Raw genomic sequence first — 16,887 nt, 5'->3', positions numbered from 1 at the left:
CATGCTAGATATGAAATACGACGGCGCCGATTTACGGTCGAAGCGTCGTCCGAGATCTTGGATTGACCGTGTCTGGAGTTTCTTTGCATCGGTCAAAGTCGGTCTTTGGTTGATTGGACTCATTATCGTCGGCTCTGCGGTCGGGACGACATTTCCGCAAGAGATGTATATTCCGCAACAATTGCCGGCAAGTCAATACTATACCGAAGAATATGGCACGCCAGGAACGATTTATTACACGTTAGGATTCCATAACTTATATACGTCGTGGTGGTACATCACGTTGATCGTGATGCTGACGTTGTCACTGATCGTCGTCTCGATCGATCGATTCTTTCCGTTGTATAAAGCGTTGAAATATCAACCGGTCCGACGCACCGACCGCTTCATGCGCGGGCAACGCCTGATCGGTGAAGGTAAAGGGACGGACGAACAGATCGACGCGCTCGGTGAGGCGTTGAAGTCTAAGCGTTATCATGTAAAACGCGACGGCGATGCGCTACTCGCCGAGAAGTATCGGTTTGGTCGTTGGGGCCCATACATCAACCACATCGGGCTTGTCATCTTCTTTATGGGGGCGATGCTCCGTGTCTTCCCGGCATTTCACACCGATACGCTCGAATGGGTGAGAGAAGGGGACACGGTCGCGCTCGAGGCGACCGATGACACGTATTACATTCGTAACGATCAGTTCATCCTCGAGATGTATGATCCAGAAAATAATGCGGAGGACGCCAAGTTCGCCGAAGCGATTGAAAAAGCCGGTGCTGTCCCGAAAAACTATGAGACGGAACTGACACTGTTCAAGAAGACCGGAACGAACGAGGACGGATCGCCGCAACTCGAGGAAGTCGAAACCGGTTCGACGAAAGTGAACCATCCGTTCAAATTTGATAAGTACGAAGTGTATCAGGAACAGTATTCAAGCCGACCGGAGTTTTTGTCGATGTCGTTTAACGTCGGTGACAAACAGACAGGTGACATATACGGACCGTTCACGGTTGACTTGACGGACCCTGAGACGACATACGATCTCGGCGAGGTGACGGTGACGCTCAACGACTTGTATCCGGACTTTGAAGTTCGAAACGGACAGCCGGATACGAAATCACCACGGGCGTTGAACCCTGCTTTCTTCTTAGCGGTCGAGAACCCGGATGGGACGACCGAATCGAACTTGATCGGGATTCGATTGAACGTTGCCGATGAAGACAATCGTTACGCGATCCAGTTCGCAGGAACGGAAATGGCGAGTACGAGCGGACTTCGGGTCAAGAGCGACTCGACGTATCCGATTTTAATTGTCGGTGGGACGATCTTCATGATCGGGATCATTATGGGGATGTATTGGCCGCACCGCCGGGTCTGGATCCGACGTCATAACGAGACGGACGTGCTCGTGGCTGGATTCACGAACAAGAACCCGTCGTCGCTTCACCGCGAGATCACACCGCTCCTAGAAAAAAATGGGCTGCCGATTTGGGAAGACCAGGCTCGGTTCGAAAAAAAGGCAGACATCGACTCAACTAAAGAAAGAGGGGAATCATAATGGAGTGGATTCAGTGGAGCAGCCGCCTGCTCTTGATCGCGTTCATTCTTTACGCCGTGGCGACCGTGTTGTTCACAATCGCGGTCAGCGGCATGCGCAAAGACCGAAACGTCAACCGGATCGCTTACGGTAAGTATGCGTTCACGCTAGCCGTCATCGGCTTTGTCGCCCAAATGGGATATTTTATCATGCGTTGGATCGGGGTCGGCTACGCGCCGGTCTCTAACCTTTACGAGTATACGACATTCTTCGGAATGATGATGGTGCTCGGTTTTCTCGTCGTCTACGGGATATATAAAAACGATGTGCTCGGCTTGTTCGCCATGCCGGTGGCGCTTCTTGTCATCGCGTTCGCATCGATGTTCTCAAGCGAAGTGGCACCGCTCATTCCGGCATTGAACAGTGTCTGGTTGAAAATTCACGTCACGACGGCCGCGCTCGGTCAAGGGATTCTCGCCATCAGTTTCGCCTCGGGCTTGATCTTCTTGCTCAACGAGACGTCGATGCGCGAACAATCGAAATCGCGCACATGGCTAGAAGTGACGATGTTCGTCCTCATGTGCACGCTCGGCTTCATCCTCGTATCGATGCTGTTTAAAGCAATCGGTGCCGGCGGTGTCGTCGAATTTACGAATGACCGCGGTACGCAAGAGTCGTACGAATACTTCATGCCGATCTTGTTCGTACCGGAAGGCGCACAACTGTTATCAGGTGCGAGTGGACTATCGCTCGAATTGCCGACGTTCATCAATACGTTGAAGTTGAACACGTTGCTCTGGTCGGTTATCGCTGGCGCCGTCATTTACCTCGTGCTCCGGTTCGTCGTCTTACGCAAACGTATTGCGGAAGCGTTGCAACCGCTCGCGAAGAAAGTCGATCTTGACCTCGCGGACGAGATCAGCTACCGTTCGATCGCGATCGGGTTGCCGGTCTTCATCCTCGGGGGGCTCATCTTCGCCATGATTTGGGCGCAGATTGCCTGGAACCGTTTCTGGGGCTGGGACCCGAAAGAAGTATGGGCGCTCATCACGATGCTCATCTATATTTATTACTTGCATATGCGCATCCAGCGGGGCTGGACGGGGACGAAAGCAGCATGGCTCTGTGTCGGCGGATTCGCCGTCATCATGTTCAACTTAGTGTTCGTCAACCTCGTCATCGCCGGATTACATTCATACGCTTGATGAAAAAGAAGTCACTTCGGTGGCTTCTTTTTCGTAAGGGCATACAACTCACCGTTGTTAAGCGAAATAATAGAGTGGTATAGTTATGAAAGAGAGCGAAATGTTCACAATTGTGCAACATTCGCTACATCTTGTAATGGTTCTCTGGGAGGTTTAGTTGATGGCTGATAAAACAAAAATTCTAGTAGTCGACGACGAAGAAAGAATTCGCCGACTGTTAAAAATGTATCTAGAACGGGAGCAATACGTGATCGAAGAAGCGACGAACGGTGAAGAAGCGCTTCAACTCGCACTTGAAGGCGACTTTGACGTCATCTTGCTCGACTTGATGATGCCGAAGATGGACGGGGTCGAGGTGTGTACCGAACTCCGTAAAACGAAAGCGACACCTGTCATCATGCTGACGGCGAAAGGTGAGGAAATCGACCGAGTTCAAGGGTTCGAGGTCGGCGCGGACGACTACATCGTCAAACCGTTCAGTCCTCGTGAAGTCGTCTTGCGCGTCAAAGCGCTACTCCGTCGCTCAGGTTCGACAAAGTTTTTGCAAACGGCCGAAAAGTCGAAAGACTTGATCGTGTTCCCGCATTTGACGATCGACAATGACGCACACCGTGTCACGGTCGACGGAGAAGAAATCGCCCTCACGCCGAAAGAGTATGAGTTATTATTCTTCCTGGCCAAACAAGTCGATAAAGTGTTCTCGCGGGAGCAACTGTTAAAAGAAGTATGGAACTACGAATTTTTCGGAGACCTTCGAACGGTCGACACGCACGTGAAACGGCTTCGTGAGAAATTGAACCGTGTCTCTCCATCCGCGGCCCAAATGATCACGACGGTATGGGGTGTCGGATACAAGTTTGAAGTCGTCAGTGAGTGATGATCCGCCGCAATAGTATTGTCACGAAGCTGTGGCTGACGATCCTCGTGTTGGTCAGTCTGATTTTGTTCATCGTATCCGTCCTGATGCTCGAGTTCTTCAACTCGTTCCATATTGATCAGGAACGTGGGCATTTAGCGAAACTCGGTGGGCAAGTCCAGTCAGTCTTGCTAGAGGAAGGCGATTCGTCACGGACGGTCGATCAAATCATCGAAGTATACGGAGCGAACTATATTTTAGAGAACGGGTCGGTCCGTTCGAACTTCGGCACGGAAGTCGATGGCTTGATGACCGAACTCGGACGTCAGTCATGGGGTCCTTATCAAGCTGTAGGGGAGACGGCGATCGGGAACTTCTCGTCGTTCGATGACCAGGCTGCCTTGGCGTATCGGACGACGTTCTCTCTTGAGACGGGTGAGTATACGCTCTATTTGATTGAGCCGCTCAACGCGATCTCAAGCGCGAATGAAGGGGCGCGGACGATCATCTTTTGGACGGTCGCCTCGGCGATCATCGTCACGACCGTGTTTGCTTTCTTCTTATCGACCCGGATCACGGCCCCGCTGCGTGAGATGAGGGACGCCGTCAATAAGACGGGTGAAGGACAGTTCGATCTGCGGCTCGTCCAGAAGACGAACGACGAAATCGGTGAACTTGCCGGCTCATTCAATGCGATGAGCAGCCAGCTGTCGACATACGTGAACGCGCTCGACCGCGAACGGCTGCAGCTCGCTTCGATTCTGCGTTCGATGGCAGACGGTGTCATCACGCTCGACCGCCATGCGAACGTGATCGTGACGAACCCGCAGGCACAGCCGTTATTGCACGACGATCAACCGCACGAAGTCGTGCTCGCGCTCTACGAAGACGTCGTCGGCGGTGCGCCTGAGAAGACGATTGAAGTGAAGCAAGACGATCACTACTACACGTTGACGGTCACACCGCTCCTCGGGGAGGAAGATTTCGAGGGAGCGGTCGTCGTCATCCGTGATACGACCGAAAGTCACCGTCTCGATAAGATGCGGACCGACTTCGTCGCCAACATCAGCCACGAGCTGCGAACACCGCTCGTGACGCTCCAAGGCTATTCCGAGGCGATCATCGACGGCATGACCGAAAGTGACGAGGCGACGAAAGAATTCGCTTCGATCATTTACGACGAGTCGTTACGGCTTGCCCGGCTCGTCAACGATTTACTCGATTTGGCGAGAATCGAATCAGGGAAAGAGACGATGCAGTTCGCGGCGTTCGATTTCGGCGAATTTTTACCGCGGGTGATGCGCAAGTTTAACCAGATGGCGAACGAGAAAGGGATCACGTTGTCGACCGTGGCTCCGAAGCGGATGATTGAAGCAGATGGGGACCGGTTAGAACAAGTGTTCACGAACTTGATCGGCAACGCCATCGCCCACACCGAGAGCGGAGCGATTCGGCTCGAGGCGACCGAAGAAGCGGACGGCTTCTTGATCTGTTTGACCGATACCGGCAGCGGGATCCCGAAAGAGGACTTGCCGTTTGTATTCGAGCGGTTCTATAAAGCTGACAAGGCCCGGACGAGCGGCGGGAAGACCGGAACAGGCATCGGACTTGCCATCGTCAAGAACGTCATCGACGCCCATCATGGCACGGTCGACGTCACGAGCGTGTACGGCGAAGGGACGACGTTCACGATTCGGCTCCCTTACGACCAACCGCAATCATAACGACAATGGTGACTCCTATGGGTCACCATTTGTGGCATAGAGGAGGAAATGACATGAAGCGATATACACGTGGAGGCGACAAGGGTGAAACGTCATTGATCGGCGGACGCGTCTTGAAAGTACATCCGCAAATCGAGGCGATGGGATTGTTAGATGAATTGAACAGTCACATCGGTCTCGCGCTCGCGCACCAGACGGACGCGACGTTACGGCATCAACTGACGAAAATCCAACACGATCTGTTCGACCTCGGTTCAGAACTGATGTACAAACAAGACCCACCGCAGCAAGTCGACTTAGCGATCGTCACCGAGCTCGAGACGTGGATCGATGAACTAGAAACGAAGTGTCCGGAACTCGTCCGCTTCATTTTGCCGGGGGGCAGCGTGGCCTCGGCGAGTCTGCACGTCGCCCGGACGGTCTGTCGCCGCGTCGAACGCGAGCTCGTCAACATCGATGCGGCCGTTCGTCAATTGTCTTACTATAACCGCTTAAGCGATTACTTGTTCACGGCCGCCCGTTATGCCAACGTGGTGGCGGGCGTACCCGATCAAGAGTATGCGCGCGGTGCGTCCGTGTTCCAACCGAAAACGAAAAAGGAGTAGATGATTCATGAAAGGGATCGAACAATTCCGTAACCAGCTCCACTACTCGGTCTATCCGACCGATAAATTTAAAACGACGACGTGTCTCGTCTCGTTCGCGGCGCCGTTGTCTGCAGAGACGATTGCCGACCGGGCGCTACTGCCGTACGTCATGGAAAAAGCGACGGCGGCGTATCCGTCGATTGAACTGTTTCATACACCGCTCGAGCAATTATATGATGCCAGCCTATTCGCCGGTGCGTCAAAAGTCGGGAAAGAGCATGTCATCCAGTTTCAACTAGAAGTTGTGAACGATCGGCTCGTCGGGGAACCGGTCCTGTCTCAAGCGATCAAGCTACTAGAAGAAGTGTTGCTCCGCCCGAACGTTTACGACGGCGCGTTCCAACCGCTTATCGTCGAACAAGAATCCCGTCTGCAGCGTCAACGCATCGAGTCGGTATACGATGATAAAATGCGCTTCGCCCAGCAGCGATTGCAAGAACTGCTCGGCGGAGAACTCGCGATCCCGTCGCTCGGGACACTCGAACAACTTGACCAGGTGACGCCGCGATCGCTCTATGAAGCGTACACATCCATGATCAAACACGACCGCATCGACGTCTACGTCGTCGGGGACGTCACGCGCGACCAAGTGACCGAGGCGTTTTTGCCACTCGAGACGCTAGGCTCACCGCTCGTCCGAGAGTATCCTGAACCGGTCGACCGAGAGTTTCAACGACTTGAGGAACAGCAGGACGTGAAGCAGAGTAAACTTCACCTCGCCTATGAGGCCAACGTTGACCCGCGCAGCGAGGACGCGATCAAGATGCAAGTCGTCAACGGCTTGTTCGGTGGGTTCCCACACTCGAAACTGTTCATGAACGTCCGTGAAAAGGAGAGCTTGGCGTACTATGCGGCGTCGCAATACAGTTCGCTCAGCCGGATGTTGTTCGTCTACGCCGGGATCGATGCCTTGAACCAAGTAAAAACAGAACAAATCATTGCCGACCAACTTGCCGACCTGCAAGCAGGAGAGTTCGATGACATGACGCTTGAGCAGACGAAAGAGATGTTGTTCCATCAACGGCGCCAACTCGGTGACAGTCCGCGTCAACTGATCGCCTGGATGAGTGGCTCGGACATCCGTCCGTTCTCACTCGAAGAAGAGATGGCCATCCTTGCCCGGACCACGCGAGAAGACGTGGCCGCGCTCTCGAGTCAAATCAAACTGAAGGCGATTTATTGTTTAAAGGGGGGGACAGCATGAAACTAGATTTTCCAAACGTCGGTGAGACAATTCATCACGTCGTTCTCGATAACGGGTTGACGGTCTACTTGCTGAAGAAAGCTGGATATGAAAAGACGTACGCCACATTCACGACAAAATACGGTTCGATCGACCGCCGCTTCAAAACGGACGACTGGATCGAAGTACCCGACGGCATTGCCCATTTCCTTGAACATAAAATGTTCGAAAAAGAGGACGGCGATGTGTTCCAGAAGTTCGGACAGCTCGGGGCGTCGGCGAACGCCTTCACGTCATTCACCCGGACCGCCTATTTGTTCGGTGCCACGTCAAACGTCGAGGCAAACTTAAAGACGTTGATTGATTTCGTCCAAGATCCGTACTTTACGGAGGCTTCGGTCGAGAAAGAGAAAGGCATCATTGGCCAGGAGATTCAAATGTATCAAGACAACGCAGGGTGGCGTCTTTATTTCGGTTTGATCGAGGCGATGTATGAAGCGCATCCGGTCAAGATCGATATCGCCGGAACAATCGAGTCGATCAGCGCGATCACGGCCGCTGACCTTTATGCGTGTCATCAAGCGTTCTATCATCCGAGTAACATGACGCTGTTCGTCGTCGGTAACATCGACCCTGACATCGTGCTCGAACAGATCCGTTCGAATCAGGCCGCGAAAACGTTCGAACCGCCCGTACTCACTGAACGCGAACACGTGCAAGAGCCGAGAACGGTCCGCTTAGCCACGCGTGTCATCGAGATGGACGTATCAGTCCCGAAAGTCATGATCGGCTACAAGGACACGCCGCGCGCCGGGGAAGACGGGATGAAACAAGAACTGGCCGTCGAACTGCTCATGCACGCCTTGTTTGACACGACGGCGCCGCTCTATGCAGAGCTTTACGCCGAAGGGTTGATCGATGATGCCTTTTCGTTCGACTATACGTCGGAAGAATCGTTCGCCTTCGCCGTGTTGTCGATGGAGACACCGCATGTCGATGCGTTCGTCGCCCGCATCACCGAGGTGCTCGAGCGTCCGCTCGACATCGGAAATGAGACACTCGACCGTAAGAAGCGGATGATGAAAGGGCAGTTTTTGAAGGCGCTCAACTCACCCGAGTTCATCGCCAATCAATTTTCACGCTACGCGCTAACGGGCGGAAACATGTTCGATTTGCCTGAGCTGCTAGACGCGGTCACGCTTGAAGAACTATACGACACGTATGACCGATTGTTCAAACCGGATCAACGGACCGTCTGTGTCGTCAAAAAACCATGACGACACTCATCACCGGGGCGAGTGGGGCGATCGGTCGTGCCGTCGCCCTTTCCTTTCGCGATGATGAGCTCATCTTACATGCGTACGCGAACACGGAAGCGCTCGAAGCGTTCGTGAAGACAGAGGGTTTGTCAGGACAAGTCGTCACGTGCGACCTCGGCGACGAACAGGCGCTAGACGCCTGGCTCGCTACGGTCGGCGCGGTCGATCGGATTATTCACGTCGCCGGGAACCACGCCTACGGGCTGCTCGTCGACGCGGACATCACTGAACTCGATCGTCTCTATCGTGTTCATGTGCGCGCGATGGTTCGACTCGTTCAACACGTCGTCGGACAAAAAGCTTACGATCGCCCGCTCGACATCGTCATCGTCTCGAGCGTCTGGGGGGAAGTCGGAGCGGCAGGAGAAGTGATGTACTCGACCGTCAAAGCGGCCCAGCTCGGCTTCGTCAAAGCGTTCGCGCGCGAGGCCGGCCCGTTCAATGTTCGTATCAATGCCATCACGCCGGGGTGGATTGAGACGCCGATGAATGATACGGTAGAAGAGACGAAACAAGACGTTCGAGATGAGATTCCGCTCGGCCGTCTCGGTCATGTTACAGAAGTTGCCGAGACGATCCGTTTCCTCTGTTCACCGTCCGCGTCCTACGTGACCGGCACGGTGTTACGGGTCGATGGCGGTTGGCAGTGAAAACTTTGTCGCCTCGGTTGAAACGAGTTCTTTTCAATTCTTCTAAAATAATTTAGAATGAACAAGGTAGCGAGCCTACATTCGGAAAGGGTGGACGAGATGGATCATAAGTTCGAAGAATGGTATCTCGAATATGAACTTTGCCAAAATCGCCCCGGTATCCTCGGCGATATCGCCTCGCTGATGGGGATGCTCCAAATCTCGATCGTGACCATCAACGGGGTCGATCTGCAACGTCGTGGGATGTTGCTCAAGGCACCGGCCGCCGATCACGTCCATCGGCTCGAGCATATTTTGCGGAAGATGGAAGCGATCGTCGTCATCAAACTCCGCCGCCCGAAACTGAGGGACCGGATTGCGATCCGTCACGGCCGCTATATCGAACACGACAACGACGACAAAAAGACGTTTCGCTTCGTGCGTGGAGATTTAGGGGTACTCGTCGATTTTGTCGCTGAACTGATGAAAGAAGAACGACATCTGTTGATCGGTGTCCGGGGCAACCCGCGCGTCGGCAAGACAGAGTCGATCGTCGCGGCGAGCGTCTGCGCAAACAAGCGTTGGCTGTTTCTCTCGTCGACACTCATGAAACAGACGGTCCGGACGTCACTGTTTGAAGAAGAACGAGAAGGCGATCACGTCTACATAATCGACGGCGCCGTTTCGACGCGGACGATGGACGAACGTCATCGTCAGTTGATCCGGGAAGTCATGCGCCTGCCTGCCGTCAAAGTGATCGAGCATCCCGATCTTTACGTCCGCAATACCGATTGCGTGTTTGAGGACTTTGACTATATTATCGAACTGCGAAACAACCAAGGTGAAATCATCATCATTCCGCAAGAAACGAATCGTGAAGCAGAATGGTTTGAATAATTAATTGAATGGAAGGTGTGGACCCCTTTGACAGAACTAGGGACTTTTTTGAAACAAAGGCGTGAGGCGAGCGGTCTGACGCTTGACCAAATTCAGCAGACGACGAAGATTCAAAAACGCTATATCATCGCGATCGAGGAAGGTGATTATAAAAATCTCCCTGGTTCGTTTTATGCACGGGCGTTCATCAAAACGTATGCGGAATCGCTCGGTCTTGATGTCGATGAGCTTTACGAGACATATGCAAAAGATTTACCGAAAATCGAACCGCAACCGACCGCTCAATTATCACGTAAGCAAACTTATTCAAAAGCTTCCGAGACGTCGAGCCGCGTCTCGAGATGGGTGCCGAAAATCATGCTCGTGCTTGTCGCCTTCTTGCTTGTGACAGCGGTCTACTACGTCGTTAGAAATCTCGATTTTGGAGGCGGACAGGACGCGACACCGGCTGAACCACCGGCTTCAGGCGTGACGATCAATCAAAATGAAGACGTTCCTGAAGAAGAGCCGACGGAAGAAGCGCCGGTCGAAGAAACACCGGCCGAGGAAGAGCCGCCAGAAGAAACCGGACCGATCGCGGTGACGGAAACGAACGGGGCCGACCTCACGTATGAGATCGCAACAGCTGACAAGCTGACGACCGAGATTCACGTCAAAGAATCACCGGCGACTTATGTCGGCGTTCGCGATACATCGCTTGAAGGAGCGTTCCTTGCACCGGAATATCCGAACCAATCGAAACAAAACCCGATCGTCATCGAAGGTGCCGAAACAGATACGCTTCGGATTCGGATTGGTTTGATCGGTGGCGTCGAGAAGATTGTCGTCAACGGCCGTGAGCTTGAGCTTGCTGATTCTCCGGTCACACAAAATATATTTGTGAAGAGAGTCGACGCTGAATAAGTCGACGTCTTCTAGAGGAGGAGTTCTCGATGAACCTACCTAACCGCCTGACGATGTTGCGGGTTTTGCTCATCCCCGTATTCGTCGTCTTGCTCGCTGTAGATTTTAACTGGGGAGACATCGCTTTCCTCGGGGCGGAAGTACCGCTCCATCAATTCATCGCCGCGGTCGTGTTTACGATCGCAGCGATTACGGATTGGCTTGACGGGCACTTGGCCCGTAAGCACAACTTGGTCACGAACTTCGGCAAGTTCATGGATCCGCTCGCTGACAAGTTACTCGTCACGGCGGCGCTCGTCTTGCTCGTCGAGATGGACCTCGTCGCGGCATGGGTCGTCGTCGTCATCTTGTCACGTGAGTTCGCGGTGACGGGGCTTCGTCTCGTCGCGGCTGATGAAGGAATTGTCGTGGCGGCCGGTAAGTCGGGTAAAGCGAAGACATGGGTCCAGCTCTTTGCCATCATCTTCTTATTGTTCGGCAACCCGATTTTCAACTATATCGGCATCCCGTTCGGGGAGTGGGCGATGTGGCTAGCACTCGTCTTGACGATTTATTCTGGGGCCGAGTATTTCGCACAAAACTATAAGATCATTGTAAAATCGATGTAAATCGACGACAGGCGAGTTGTGGGAGCAACTCGTCTTTTTTTTGAATCAAAGGAGGAACTTCGATGAAACGGACCGAAATCATTGCGGTAGGTTCTGAACTACTCTTAGGGGAAATTTCGAACACGAACGCCCGTTACTTATCAGAGCAGTTGTCGAAATATGGGCTGTCCGTGCTGTATCATGTAGTGGTCGGGGATAACTTCGATCGCTTGAGAGAAACGTTCGAGCAAGCGAAGCGACGGAGCGAACTCGTAATCGTCACCGGGGGACTCGGTCCGACGAATGACGACATCACGAAACAAGTGCTCGCTGACTTGCTCGGCCGTCCGCTCGTTCGGGACGAAGCATCTTTAGACACGATCCGACGCTTTGTCGCCTCGCGGGGACGAGCCATGAACGACGGGGACGCCAGACAAGCTGATGTTTTATCAGGAGCTGAAGTGCTCCACAATCCGGTCGGTCTCGCTCCCGGCATGTGGGTCGAGGACGAGACGACGTGGCTGCTCTTGCCCGGGGTGCCACGCGAGATGACAGCGATCGTCGAAGCGACGTTTCCGAGCAAGTTTTCGGGTGCGACGATCGTTTCTGAATCACTACGTTTTTATGAGATCGGTGAGTCGGCGCTCGACGAGGCGGTATCCGATCTAATGGACGGGGTGAACCCGACTGTCGCCCCGTACGCGGAGTCAGGGGAAGCGCGACTTCGTGTCAGCGCGAAAGCGGAGACCGAGGACGCGGCCCGGCAGATGATCGACCGCGTCAAACGAGACATTCTGTCCCGAGTCGGCGCCTATTATTTCGGTTCGGACGAGGATACGCTGGCTACGCATTTGATTCACGAGCTAAGACGGCGCCACGCGACGCTATCGATCGCCGAATCGTTGACCGGGGGACAAGTCCAAGCGATGCTGACGGCGGTCCCAGGGGCGTCAGAAGTCTTTCTAGGAGGCGTCGTCACGTACTCGGACAAGCTAAAAAATAGGTTTTTAGGGGTATCCCTTGCTACAATTGAGTCACAGTCGGTCGTCTCAAAACAAGTTGCTTTAGAAATGATCCAAGGGCTCGTTGATCAAACGAATTCGGATTACGGATTGTCCTTCACCGGTGAGGCCGGACCCGTCTCAAATTCTGGTCGACCGGTCGGCACCGTGTTCATCGGGGTGAAGACGCCGTCAGGCATGGAAGTGATCGAACGCGTCTATCCGCACCAACAGCGGAACGTCATCCAGGCGCGGGCGGCCAAAGATGGGTTATGGGCATTATGGCAACGAATGAAAAAAGGCGAATAAACGTTCGTAAAAACCTTGTGTAAAAGGTTGAGTTCGTTTATAATAAAGATACAAATCAAAGGAGGCTCATTAATCTATGAGTGATCGTAAACAAGCGTTAGAAATGGCATTACGTCAAATTGAGAAACAATTCGGTAAAGGCTCAATCATGCGCCTCGGTGAAAATACAGATCAACAAGTATCCGTCACTCCGTCAGGATCGATCGCCCTCGACATCGCGCTCGGCGCAGGCGGCTATCCACGTGGTCGTGTCATCGAAGTGTATGGGCCAGAATCTTCAGGTAAGACGACAGTGGCGCTCCATGCGATCGCTGAAGTCCAAAAACGCGGTGGCCAAGCAGCGTTCGTCGATGCGGAGCACGCGCTCGATCCGAAGTACGCGCACAACCTCGGTGTCAACATCGATGAACTGCTCTTGTCACAGCCGGACACAGGGGAGCAAGCGCTCGAAATCGCAGAAGCGCTCGTTCGTTCTGGTGCCGTCGACATCCTCGTCGTCGACTCGGTAGCGGCACTCGTACCAAAAGCTGAAATCGAAGGTGAGATGGGTGACTCACACATGGGACTTCAAGCCCGTCTCATGAGCCAAGCGCTCCGTAAGTTGTCGGGTGCGACGAACAAATCGAAGACGATCGTCATCTTCATCAACCAGATTCGTGAAAAAATCGGTGTCATGTTCGGGAACCCGGAAACAACTCCAGGTGGACGTGCCTTGAAATTCTATTCGTCGGTTCGTTTAGAAGTCCGTCGTGCAGAGACGTTGAAGCAAGGCCAAGAAATGGTCGGTAACCGGACGAAGATCAAAGTCGTCAAGAACAAGGTCGCCCCACCATTTAAAACAGCTGAAGTCGACATCATGTACGGTCTAGGGATCTCACGTGAAGGTGAACTCATCGATATCGGTGCCGATCTTGATATCGTTCAAAAAAGCGGTGCTTGGTATTCGTACAACGAAGAACGCGTTGGACAAGGTCGTGAAAATGCGAAGCAGTTCATGAAAGAAAATCCACAAATCGCCGCAGCGATCGAACAACAAATTCGTGATCACTACGGTCTCAACGGTGAGAAGACGGTCACGGTCGAAGCCGACAGTGATGATGTGCTCTCACTCATCGAAGAAGATTAAGCAAGCGACCCGCCGGATGCGTCTGAGCGGGTTTTTTATATATCACAATATTTTTTAAGGAATTGGGAGTTCTATCCTGTCCTTGCATTGCATTCTAACAGGTAAATAAGTACAATAAAGCTATGCGCGGGTCTACCCGTGTCATTCAATCTTAAAAAATAAAATAACCTTGCGAAAGGGAGGTGAACATGATGGAATGGCTAAATTGGCTTATTCTGATCCTCCTTTTGCCGATAGCTTTTGTTGCAGGTTTTTTTGTGCGTAAATCGATCGCCGAAGCGAAGATTCAAGGTGCTGAGACGGAAGCGACCAAGATTGTGGAGCAAGCGAAACAACAATCGGAAGCGATGCAAAAAGAGGCACGGCTTGAAGTAAAAGAAGAGATGATTCAACTTCGCAATGAGACGGAACAAGAGTTACGCGAACGTCGCGAAGAGCAGAAAGTGAAAGAGAATCGCTTCGTTCAAAAAGAAGAGCTTCTTGACCGGAAAGCAGACATGCTCGAACGAAAAGAAGATGCTTTGGATGAACGCGAGGCGGGCATTGCGAAACGGAAACGTGAAGCAGAGACGCTCGAAAGCAAAGTGGAGGAATTATACGAGGAAGCCCGTCAAGAACTTGTGCGCGTGGCGGCCTTGTCAAAAGAAGAAGCACGAACCATCATCATGGACGAAGCGAAGCAGGAAGCGCTTCACGATGCTGCTCTCCTTCAAAAAGACATCGAGCAAAAAGCAAAACTTGAAGCTGATAAAAAAGCGAAACACTTGTTGTCTCTCACGATGCAACGTTATGCGGCTGAACATGTCGCTGAGACGACGGTATCCGTCGTCAACTTGCCGAGTGACGAGATGAAAGGGCGCATCATCGGTCGTGAAGGACGTAACATTCGCACGCTCGAGACGCTCACTGGGATCGATCTCATCATCGATGACACGCCTGAGGCGGTCATCTTGTCCGGATTTGACCCGGTCCGTCGTGAGATCGCCAAGATGACGCTAGAAAAACTCGTGCAAGACGGACGGATCCATCCGGCCCGGATCGAAGAGATGGTCGAGAAGTCACGCCGCGAAGTCGATGAGCGCATCCGTGAATACGGTGAGGAAGCGACGTTCGAGGCTGGTATCCACGGGGTACATCCTGACCTTATTAAAACACTCGGACGCATGCGTTACCGGACGAGTTACGGTCAAAACGTACTCGCCCATTCGGTCGAAGTGGCCCACCTCGCAGGCATGATGGCCGCCGAGCTCGGGGAAGACGTGACGCTCGCCAAGCGAGCGGGACTCCTCCACGATATCGGGAAAGCGATCGACCATGAAGTCGAGGGCAGCCACGTCGAGATCGGCGTCGAGCTGGCCACGAAGTATAAAGAACATCCGGTCGTCATCAACTCGATCGCCTCGCACCATGGAGACGTCGAAGCGACATCGACGATTGCTGTTCTCGTCGCAGCGGCAGACGCATTGTCTGCGGCACGGCCGGGCGCTCGTCAAGAGACGCTCGAGAGTTACATTCGCCGCTTAGAACGCCTCGAGTCAATTTGTGAGTCGTTCGAAGGTGTCGAGAAATCATATGCGATCCAAGCAGGACGCGAAGTCCGCATCATCGTCCGCCCAGACGTCGTCGACGACGTCGTGGCGAACAAGATGGCCCGCGATATTTGCAAACGGATTGAAGATGAACTGGATTATCCAGGACAAATTAAAGTGACGGTCATTCGTGAAACGCGTGCCGTCGATTATGCGAAGTAAAAAGCGGAGACATTCTCCGCTTTTTCTGTTTTGAAGGAGGAAATATTTATGAAAATTTTATTTATCGGTGACGTCGTCGGGAAACCGGGTCGTGACATCTTGTCAGCACAAATCGGGCGCTTGAAAAGCAAATATAGTCCGACGTTCATGCTCGTCAACGGTGAGAACGCAGCCAACGGACGCGGTATCACAAAAAAAATATACCAACAATTTCTCGAACTTGGATTCCATGGCGTGACGATGGGGAACCATACTTGGGACAACCGCGAAATCTTTGATTGGATCGACGACGCCGAGCGTATCGTCCGTCCGGCCAACTATCCGGACGGAACGCCCGGTGTCGGCATGATGGTGCTCAAGCAGAACGGGAAGAAGCTTGCCGTCATCAACGTCATGGGGACGGTGTTCTTGCCGTCGCTCGATTGTCCGTTCCGCAAAGTCGACGCCCTCGTCGATGAGGTGCGGGACGACGTCGATGCCATCTTCGTCGACATGCACGCCGAGGCGACGAGTGAGAAGATCGCGATGGGGTATCACCTAGACGGCCGTGTCCAAGCCGTCGTCGGGACGCACACCCATGTCCAAACCGCTGATGAGCGCGTGCTCAAAAACGGGACGGCGTATATCACTGATGTCGGGATGACCGGTCCGCTCGACGGCGTCCTCGGCATGGACGCGTCTGTCGTGTTGAAAAAGTTTGTGACACAACTCCCGGTCCGGTTTGAAGTTGCCGAGGGACGGGAACAACTTAATGGAGTTTTAATCACGATCGACGACCAGTCGAAACGAGCGACCAAGATCGAACGCATACACCTAGATGATCAGACCGTCTGGTTTGATTGAACAACCTACCCGAGGGGGAAACAAGAATGGACGTACTCAGAGTTTCAGCAAAATCGAATCCCAACTCCGTTGCGGGTGCATTAGCTGGCGTTCTTCGTGAAAAAGGAACGTGTGAGATTCAAGCGATCGGCGCCGGTGCGCTCAATCAATCCATCAAAGCTGTCGCCATCGCCCGCGGTTTCGTCGCGCCGAGCGGTCTTGATTTGATCTGTATTCCAGCGTTCACGGATATTCTAATTGACGGGGAAGAACGAACTGCCATCAAGCTCATCATCGAACCTAGATGAGCTTGTGCGGTCGGGACATAGGTCCTATTCTTGTGAAGAGAAGCCATCGGAGCGGATGGCTTCTCTTTTTTGTTGAAAAATGAGGTTCTATC

General features: G+C 53.1%; 16 protein-coding genes. All 16 read left to right on the top strand.

Annotation, left to right across the window (positions count from 1 at the left end):
• Nucleotide 1 precedes the first annotated feature (1 nt).
• The 16 genes from resB (at nucleotide 2) to EVJ22_RS00935 (ending at nucleotide 16,795) form a co-directional block, all read left to right on the top strand.
• The gene (gene resB, locus EVJ22_RS01010; protein ID WP_071397660.1) at nucleotides 2-1,549 is read left to right on the top strand and encodes a cytochrome c biogenesis protein ResB; all 1,548 of its coding nucleotides are present in this window, start codon (nucleotides 2-4) and stop codon (nucleotides 1,547-1,549) included.
• Nucleotides 1,549-2,733, top strand: coding sequence for a c-type cytochrome biogenesis protein CcsB (ccsB, locus tag EVJ22_RS01005; protein WP_071397659.1), 1,185 nt, complete (start codon nucleotides 1,549-1,551; stop codon nucleotides 2,731-2,733). The genes resB and ccsB overlap by 1 nt, the downstream gene beginning before the upstream one ends.
• Nucleotides 2,734-2,893: 160 nt before the next feature.
• The gene (locus EVJ22_RS01000) at nucleotides 2,894-3,610 is read left to right on the top strand and encodes a response regulator transcription factor (protein ID WP_070327120.1); all 717 of its coding nucleotides are present in this window, start codon (nucleotides 2,894-2,896) and stop codon (nucleotides 3,608-3,610) included.
• Nucleotides 3,610-5,313, top strand: a complete 1,704-nt coding sequence (locus EVJ22_RS00995; RefSeq protein ID WP_071397658.1) for a HAMP domain-containing sensor histidine kinase — start codon at nucleotides 3,610-3,612, stop codon at nucleotides 5,311-5,313. Before EVJ22_RS01000 ends, EVJ22_RS00995 begins: the two co-directional genes overlap by 1 nt.
• Nucleotides 5,314-5,366: 53 nt before the next feature.
• Nucleotides 5,367-5,918 carry a cob(I)yrinic acid a,c-diamide adenosyltransferase gene (locus EVJ22_RS00990; RefSeq protein ID WP_070327122.1) on the top strand — a complete coding sequence of 184 codons (552 nt, stop codon included), beginning with the start codon at nucleotides 5,367-5,369 and terminating at the stop codon, nucleotides 5,916-5,918.
• 7 nt (nucleotides 5,919-5,925) lie between these two features.
• Entirely contained in the window at nucleotides 5,926-7,164 is a 1,239-nt protein-coding gene (gene yfmF / locus EVJ22_RS00985; protein ID WP_071397657.1) for an EF-P 5-aminopentanol modification-associated protein YfmF, read from the top strand.
• Complete coding sequence (yfmH, locus tag EVJ22_RS00980) at nucleotides 7,161-8,420, top strand: EF-P 5-aminopentanol modification-associated protein YfmH (protein ID WP_071397656.1); 1,260 nt, start codon at nucleotides 7,161-7,163, stop codon at nucleotides 8,418-8,420. Before yfmF ends, yfmH begins: the two co-directional genes overlap by 4 nt.
• Nucleotides 8,417-9,112 carry an elongation factor P 5-aminopentanone reductase gene (gene ymfI / locus EVJ22_RS00975; protein ID WP_071397655.1) on the top strand — a complete coding sequence of 232 codons (696 nt, stop codon included), beginning with the start codon at nucleotides 8,417-8,419 and terminating at the stop codon, nucleotides 9,110-9,112. Before yfmH ends, ymfI begins: the two co-directional genes overlap by 4 nt.
• Nucleotides 9,113-9,211: 99 nt before the next feature.
• A complete protein-coding gene (locus EVJ22_RS00970; RefSeq protein WP_131442916.1) occupies nucleotides 9,212-9,988 on the top strand; it encodes a YmfK family protein in 777 nt (258 codons plus the stop codon).
• A 48-nt stretch (nucleotides 9,989-10,036) separates the two neighbouring features.
• Entirely contained in the window at nucleotides 10,037-10,891 is an 855-nt protein-coding gene (locus tag EVJ22_RS00965) for a helix-turn-helix domain-containing protein (RefSeq protein ID WP_233589550.1), read from the top strand.
• Nucleotides 10,892-10,920: 29 nt separating this feature from the next.
• Nucleotides 10,921-11,499 (top strand): CDP-diacylglycerol--glycerol-3-phosphate 3-phosphatidyltransferase, encoded by a 579-nt coding sequence (gene pgsA / locus EVJ22_RS00960; RefSeq protein ID WP_035386389.1) that lies wholly within the window; start codon nucleotides 10,921-10,923, stop codon nucleotides 11,497-11,499.
• A 62-nt stretch (nucleotides 11,500-11,561) separates the two neighbouring features.
• Entirely contained in the window at nucleotides 11,562-12,788 is a 1,227-nt protein-coding gene (locus EVJ22_RS00955) for a competence/damage-inducible protein A (RefSeq protein ID WP_071397653.1), read from the top strand.
• 76 nt (nucleotides 12,789-12,864) lie between these two features.
• Entirely contained in the window at nucleotides 12,865-13,914 is a 1,050-nt protein-coding gene (gene recA, locus EVJ22_RS00950) for a recombinase RecA (RefSeq protein ID WP_071397652.1), read from the top strand.
• A gap of 188 nt (nucleotides 13,915-14,102) precedes the next feature.
• Nucleotides 14,103-15,665 carry a ribonuclease Y gene (gene rny / locus EVJ22_RS00945; RefSeq protein ID WP_370246299.1) on the top strand — a complete coding sequence of 521 codons (1,563 nt, stop codon included), beginning with the start codon at nucleotides 14,103-14,105 and terminating at the stop codon, nucleotides 15,663-15,665.
• A gap of 48 nt (nucleotides 15,666-15,713) precedes the next feature.
• Entirely contained in the window at nucleotides 15,714-16,508 is a 795-nt protein-coding gene (locus EVJ22_RS00940; RefSeq protein ID WP_071397651.1) for a TIGR00282 family metallophosphoesterase, read from the top strand.
• Between the two features lie 26 nt (nucleotides 16,509-16,534).
• Nucleotides 16,535-16,795 (top strand): stage V sporulation protein S, encoded by a 261-nt coding sequence (locus EVJ22_RS00935; RefSeq protein ID WP_016509762.1) that lies wholly within the window; start codon nucleotides 16,535-16,537, stop codon nucleotides 16,793-16,795.
• Nucleotides 16,796-16,887: the final 92 nt, after the last annotated feature.

Source organism: Exiguobacterium sp. SH0S7 (assembly GCF_004337195.1).
GTDB lineage: Bacteria > Bacillota > Bacilli > Exiguobacteriales > Exiguobacteriaceae > Exiguobacterium > Exiguobacterium aurantiacum_A.
The sequence above is the reverse complement of the archived record's forward strand: the minus strand, read 5'-3'. Positions and strand labels throughout refer to the sequence as shown.

Bases quoted from the DNA above. Each gene is read 5' to 3' on its own strand.
- resB (WP_071397660.1), top strand. From the start codon at position 2: ATGCTAGATATGAAATACGACGGCGCCGATTTACGGTCGAAGCGTCGT.
- ccsB (WP_071397659.1), top strand. From the start codon at position 1,549: ATGGAGTGGATTCAGTGGAGCAGCCGCCTGCTCTTGATCGCGTTCATT.
- EVJ22_RS01000 (WP_070327120.1), top strand. From the start codon at position 2,894: ATGGCTGATAAAACAAAAATTCTAGTAGTCGACGACGAAGAAAGAATT.
- EVJ22_RS00995 (WP_071397658.1), top strand. From the start codon at position 3,610: ATGATCCGCCGCAATAGTATTGTCACGAAGCTGTGGCTGACGATCCTC.
- EVJ22_RS00990 (WP_070327122.1), top strand. From the start codon at position 5,367: ATGAAGCGATATACACGTGGAGGCGACAAGGGTGAAACGTCATTGATC.
- yfmF (WP_071397657.1), top strand. From the start codon at position 5,926: ATGAAAGGGATCGAACAATTCCGTAACCAGCTCCACTACTCGGTCTAT.
- yfmH (WP_071397656.1), top strand. From the start codon at position 7,161: ATGAAACTAGATTTTCCAAACGTCGGTGAGACAATTCATCACGTCGTT.
- ymfI (WP_071397655.1), top strand. From the start codon at position 8,417: ATGACGACACTCATCACCGGGGCGAGTGGGGCGATCGGTCGTGCCGTC.
- EVJ22_RS00970 (WP_131442916.1), top strand. From the start codon at position 9,212: ATGGATCATAAGTTCGAAGAATGGTATCTCGAATATGAACTTTGCCAA.
- pgsA (WP_035386389.1), top strand. From the start codon at position 10,921: ATGAACCTACCTAACCGCCTGACGATGTTGCGGGTTTTGCTCATCCCC.
- EVJ22_RS00955 (WP_071397653.1), top strand. From the start codon at position 11,562: ATGAAACGGACCGAAATCATTGCGGTAGGTTCTGAACTACTCTTAGGG.
- recA (WP_071397652.1), top strand. From the start codon at position 12,865: ATGAGTGATCGTAAACAAGCGTTAGAAATGGCATTACGTCAAATTGAG.
- rny (WP_370246299.1), top strand. From the start codon at position 14,103: ATGATGGAATGGCTAAATTGGCTTATTCTGATCCTCCTTTTGCCGATA.
- EVJ22_RS00940 (WP_071397651.1), top strand. From the start codon at position 15,714: ATGAAAATTTTATTTATCGGTGACGTCGTCGGGAAACCGGGTCGTGAC.
- EVJ22_RS00935 (WP_016509762.1), top strand. From the start codon at position 16,535: ATGGACGTACTCAGAGTTTCAGCAAAATCGAATCCCAACTCCGTTGCG.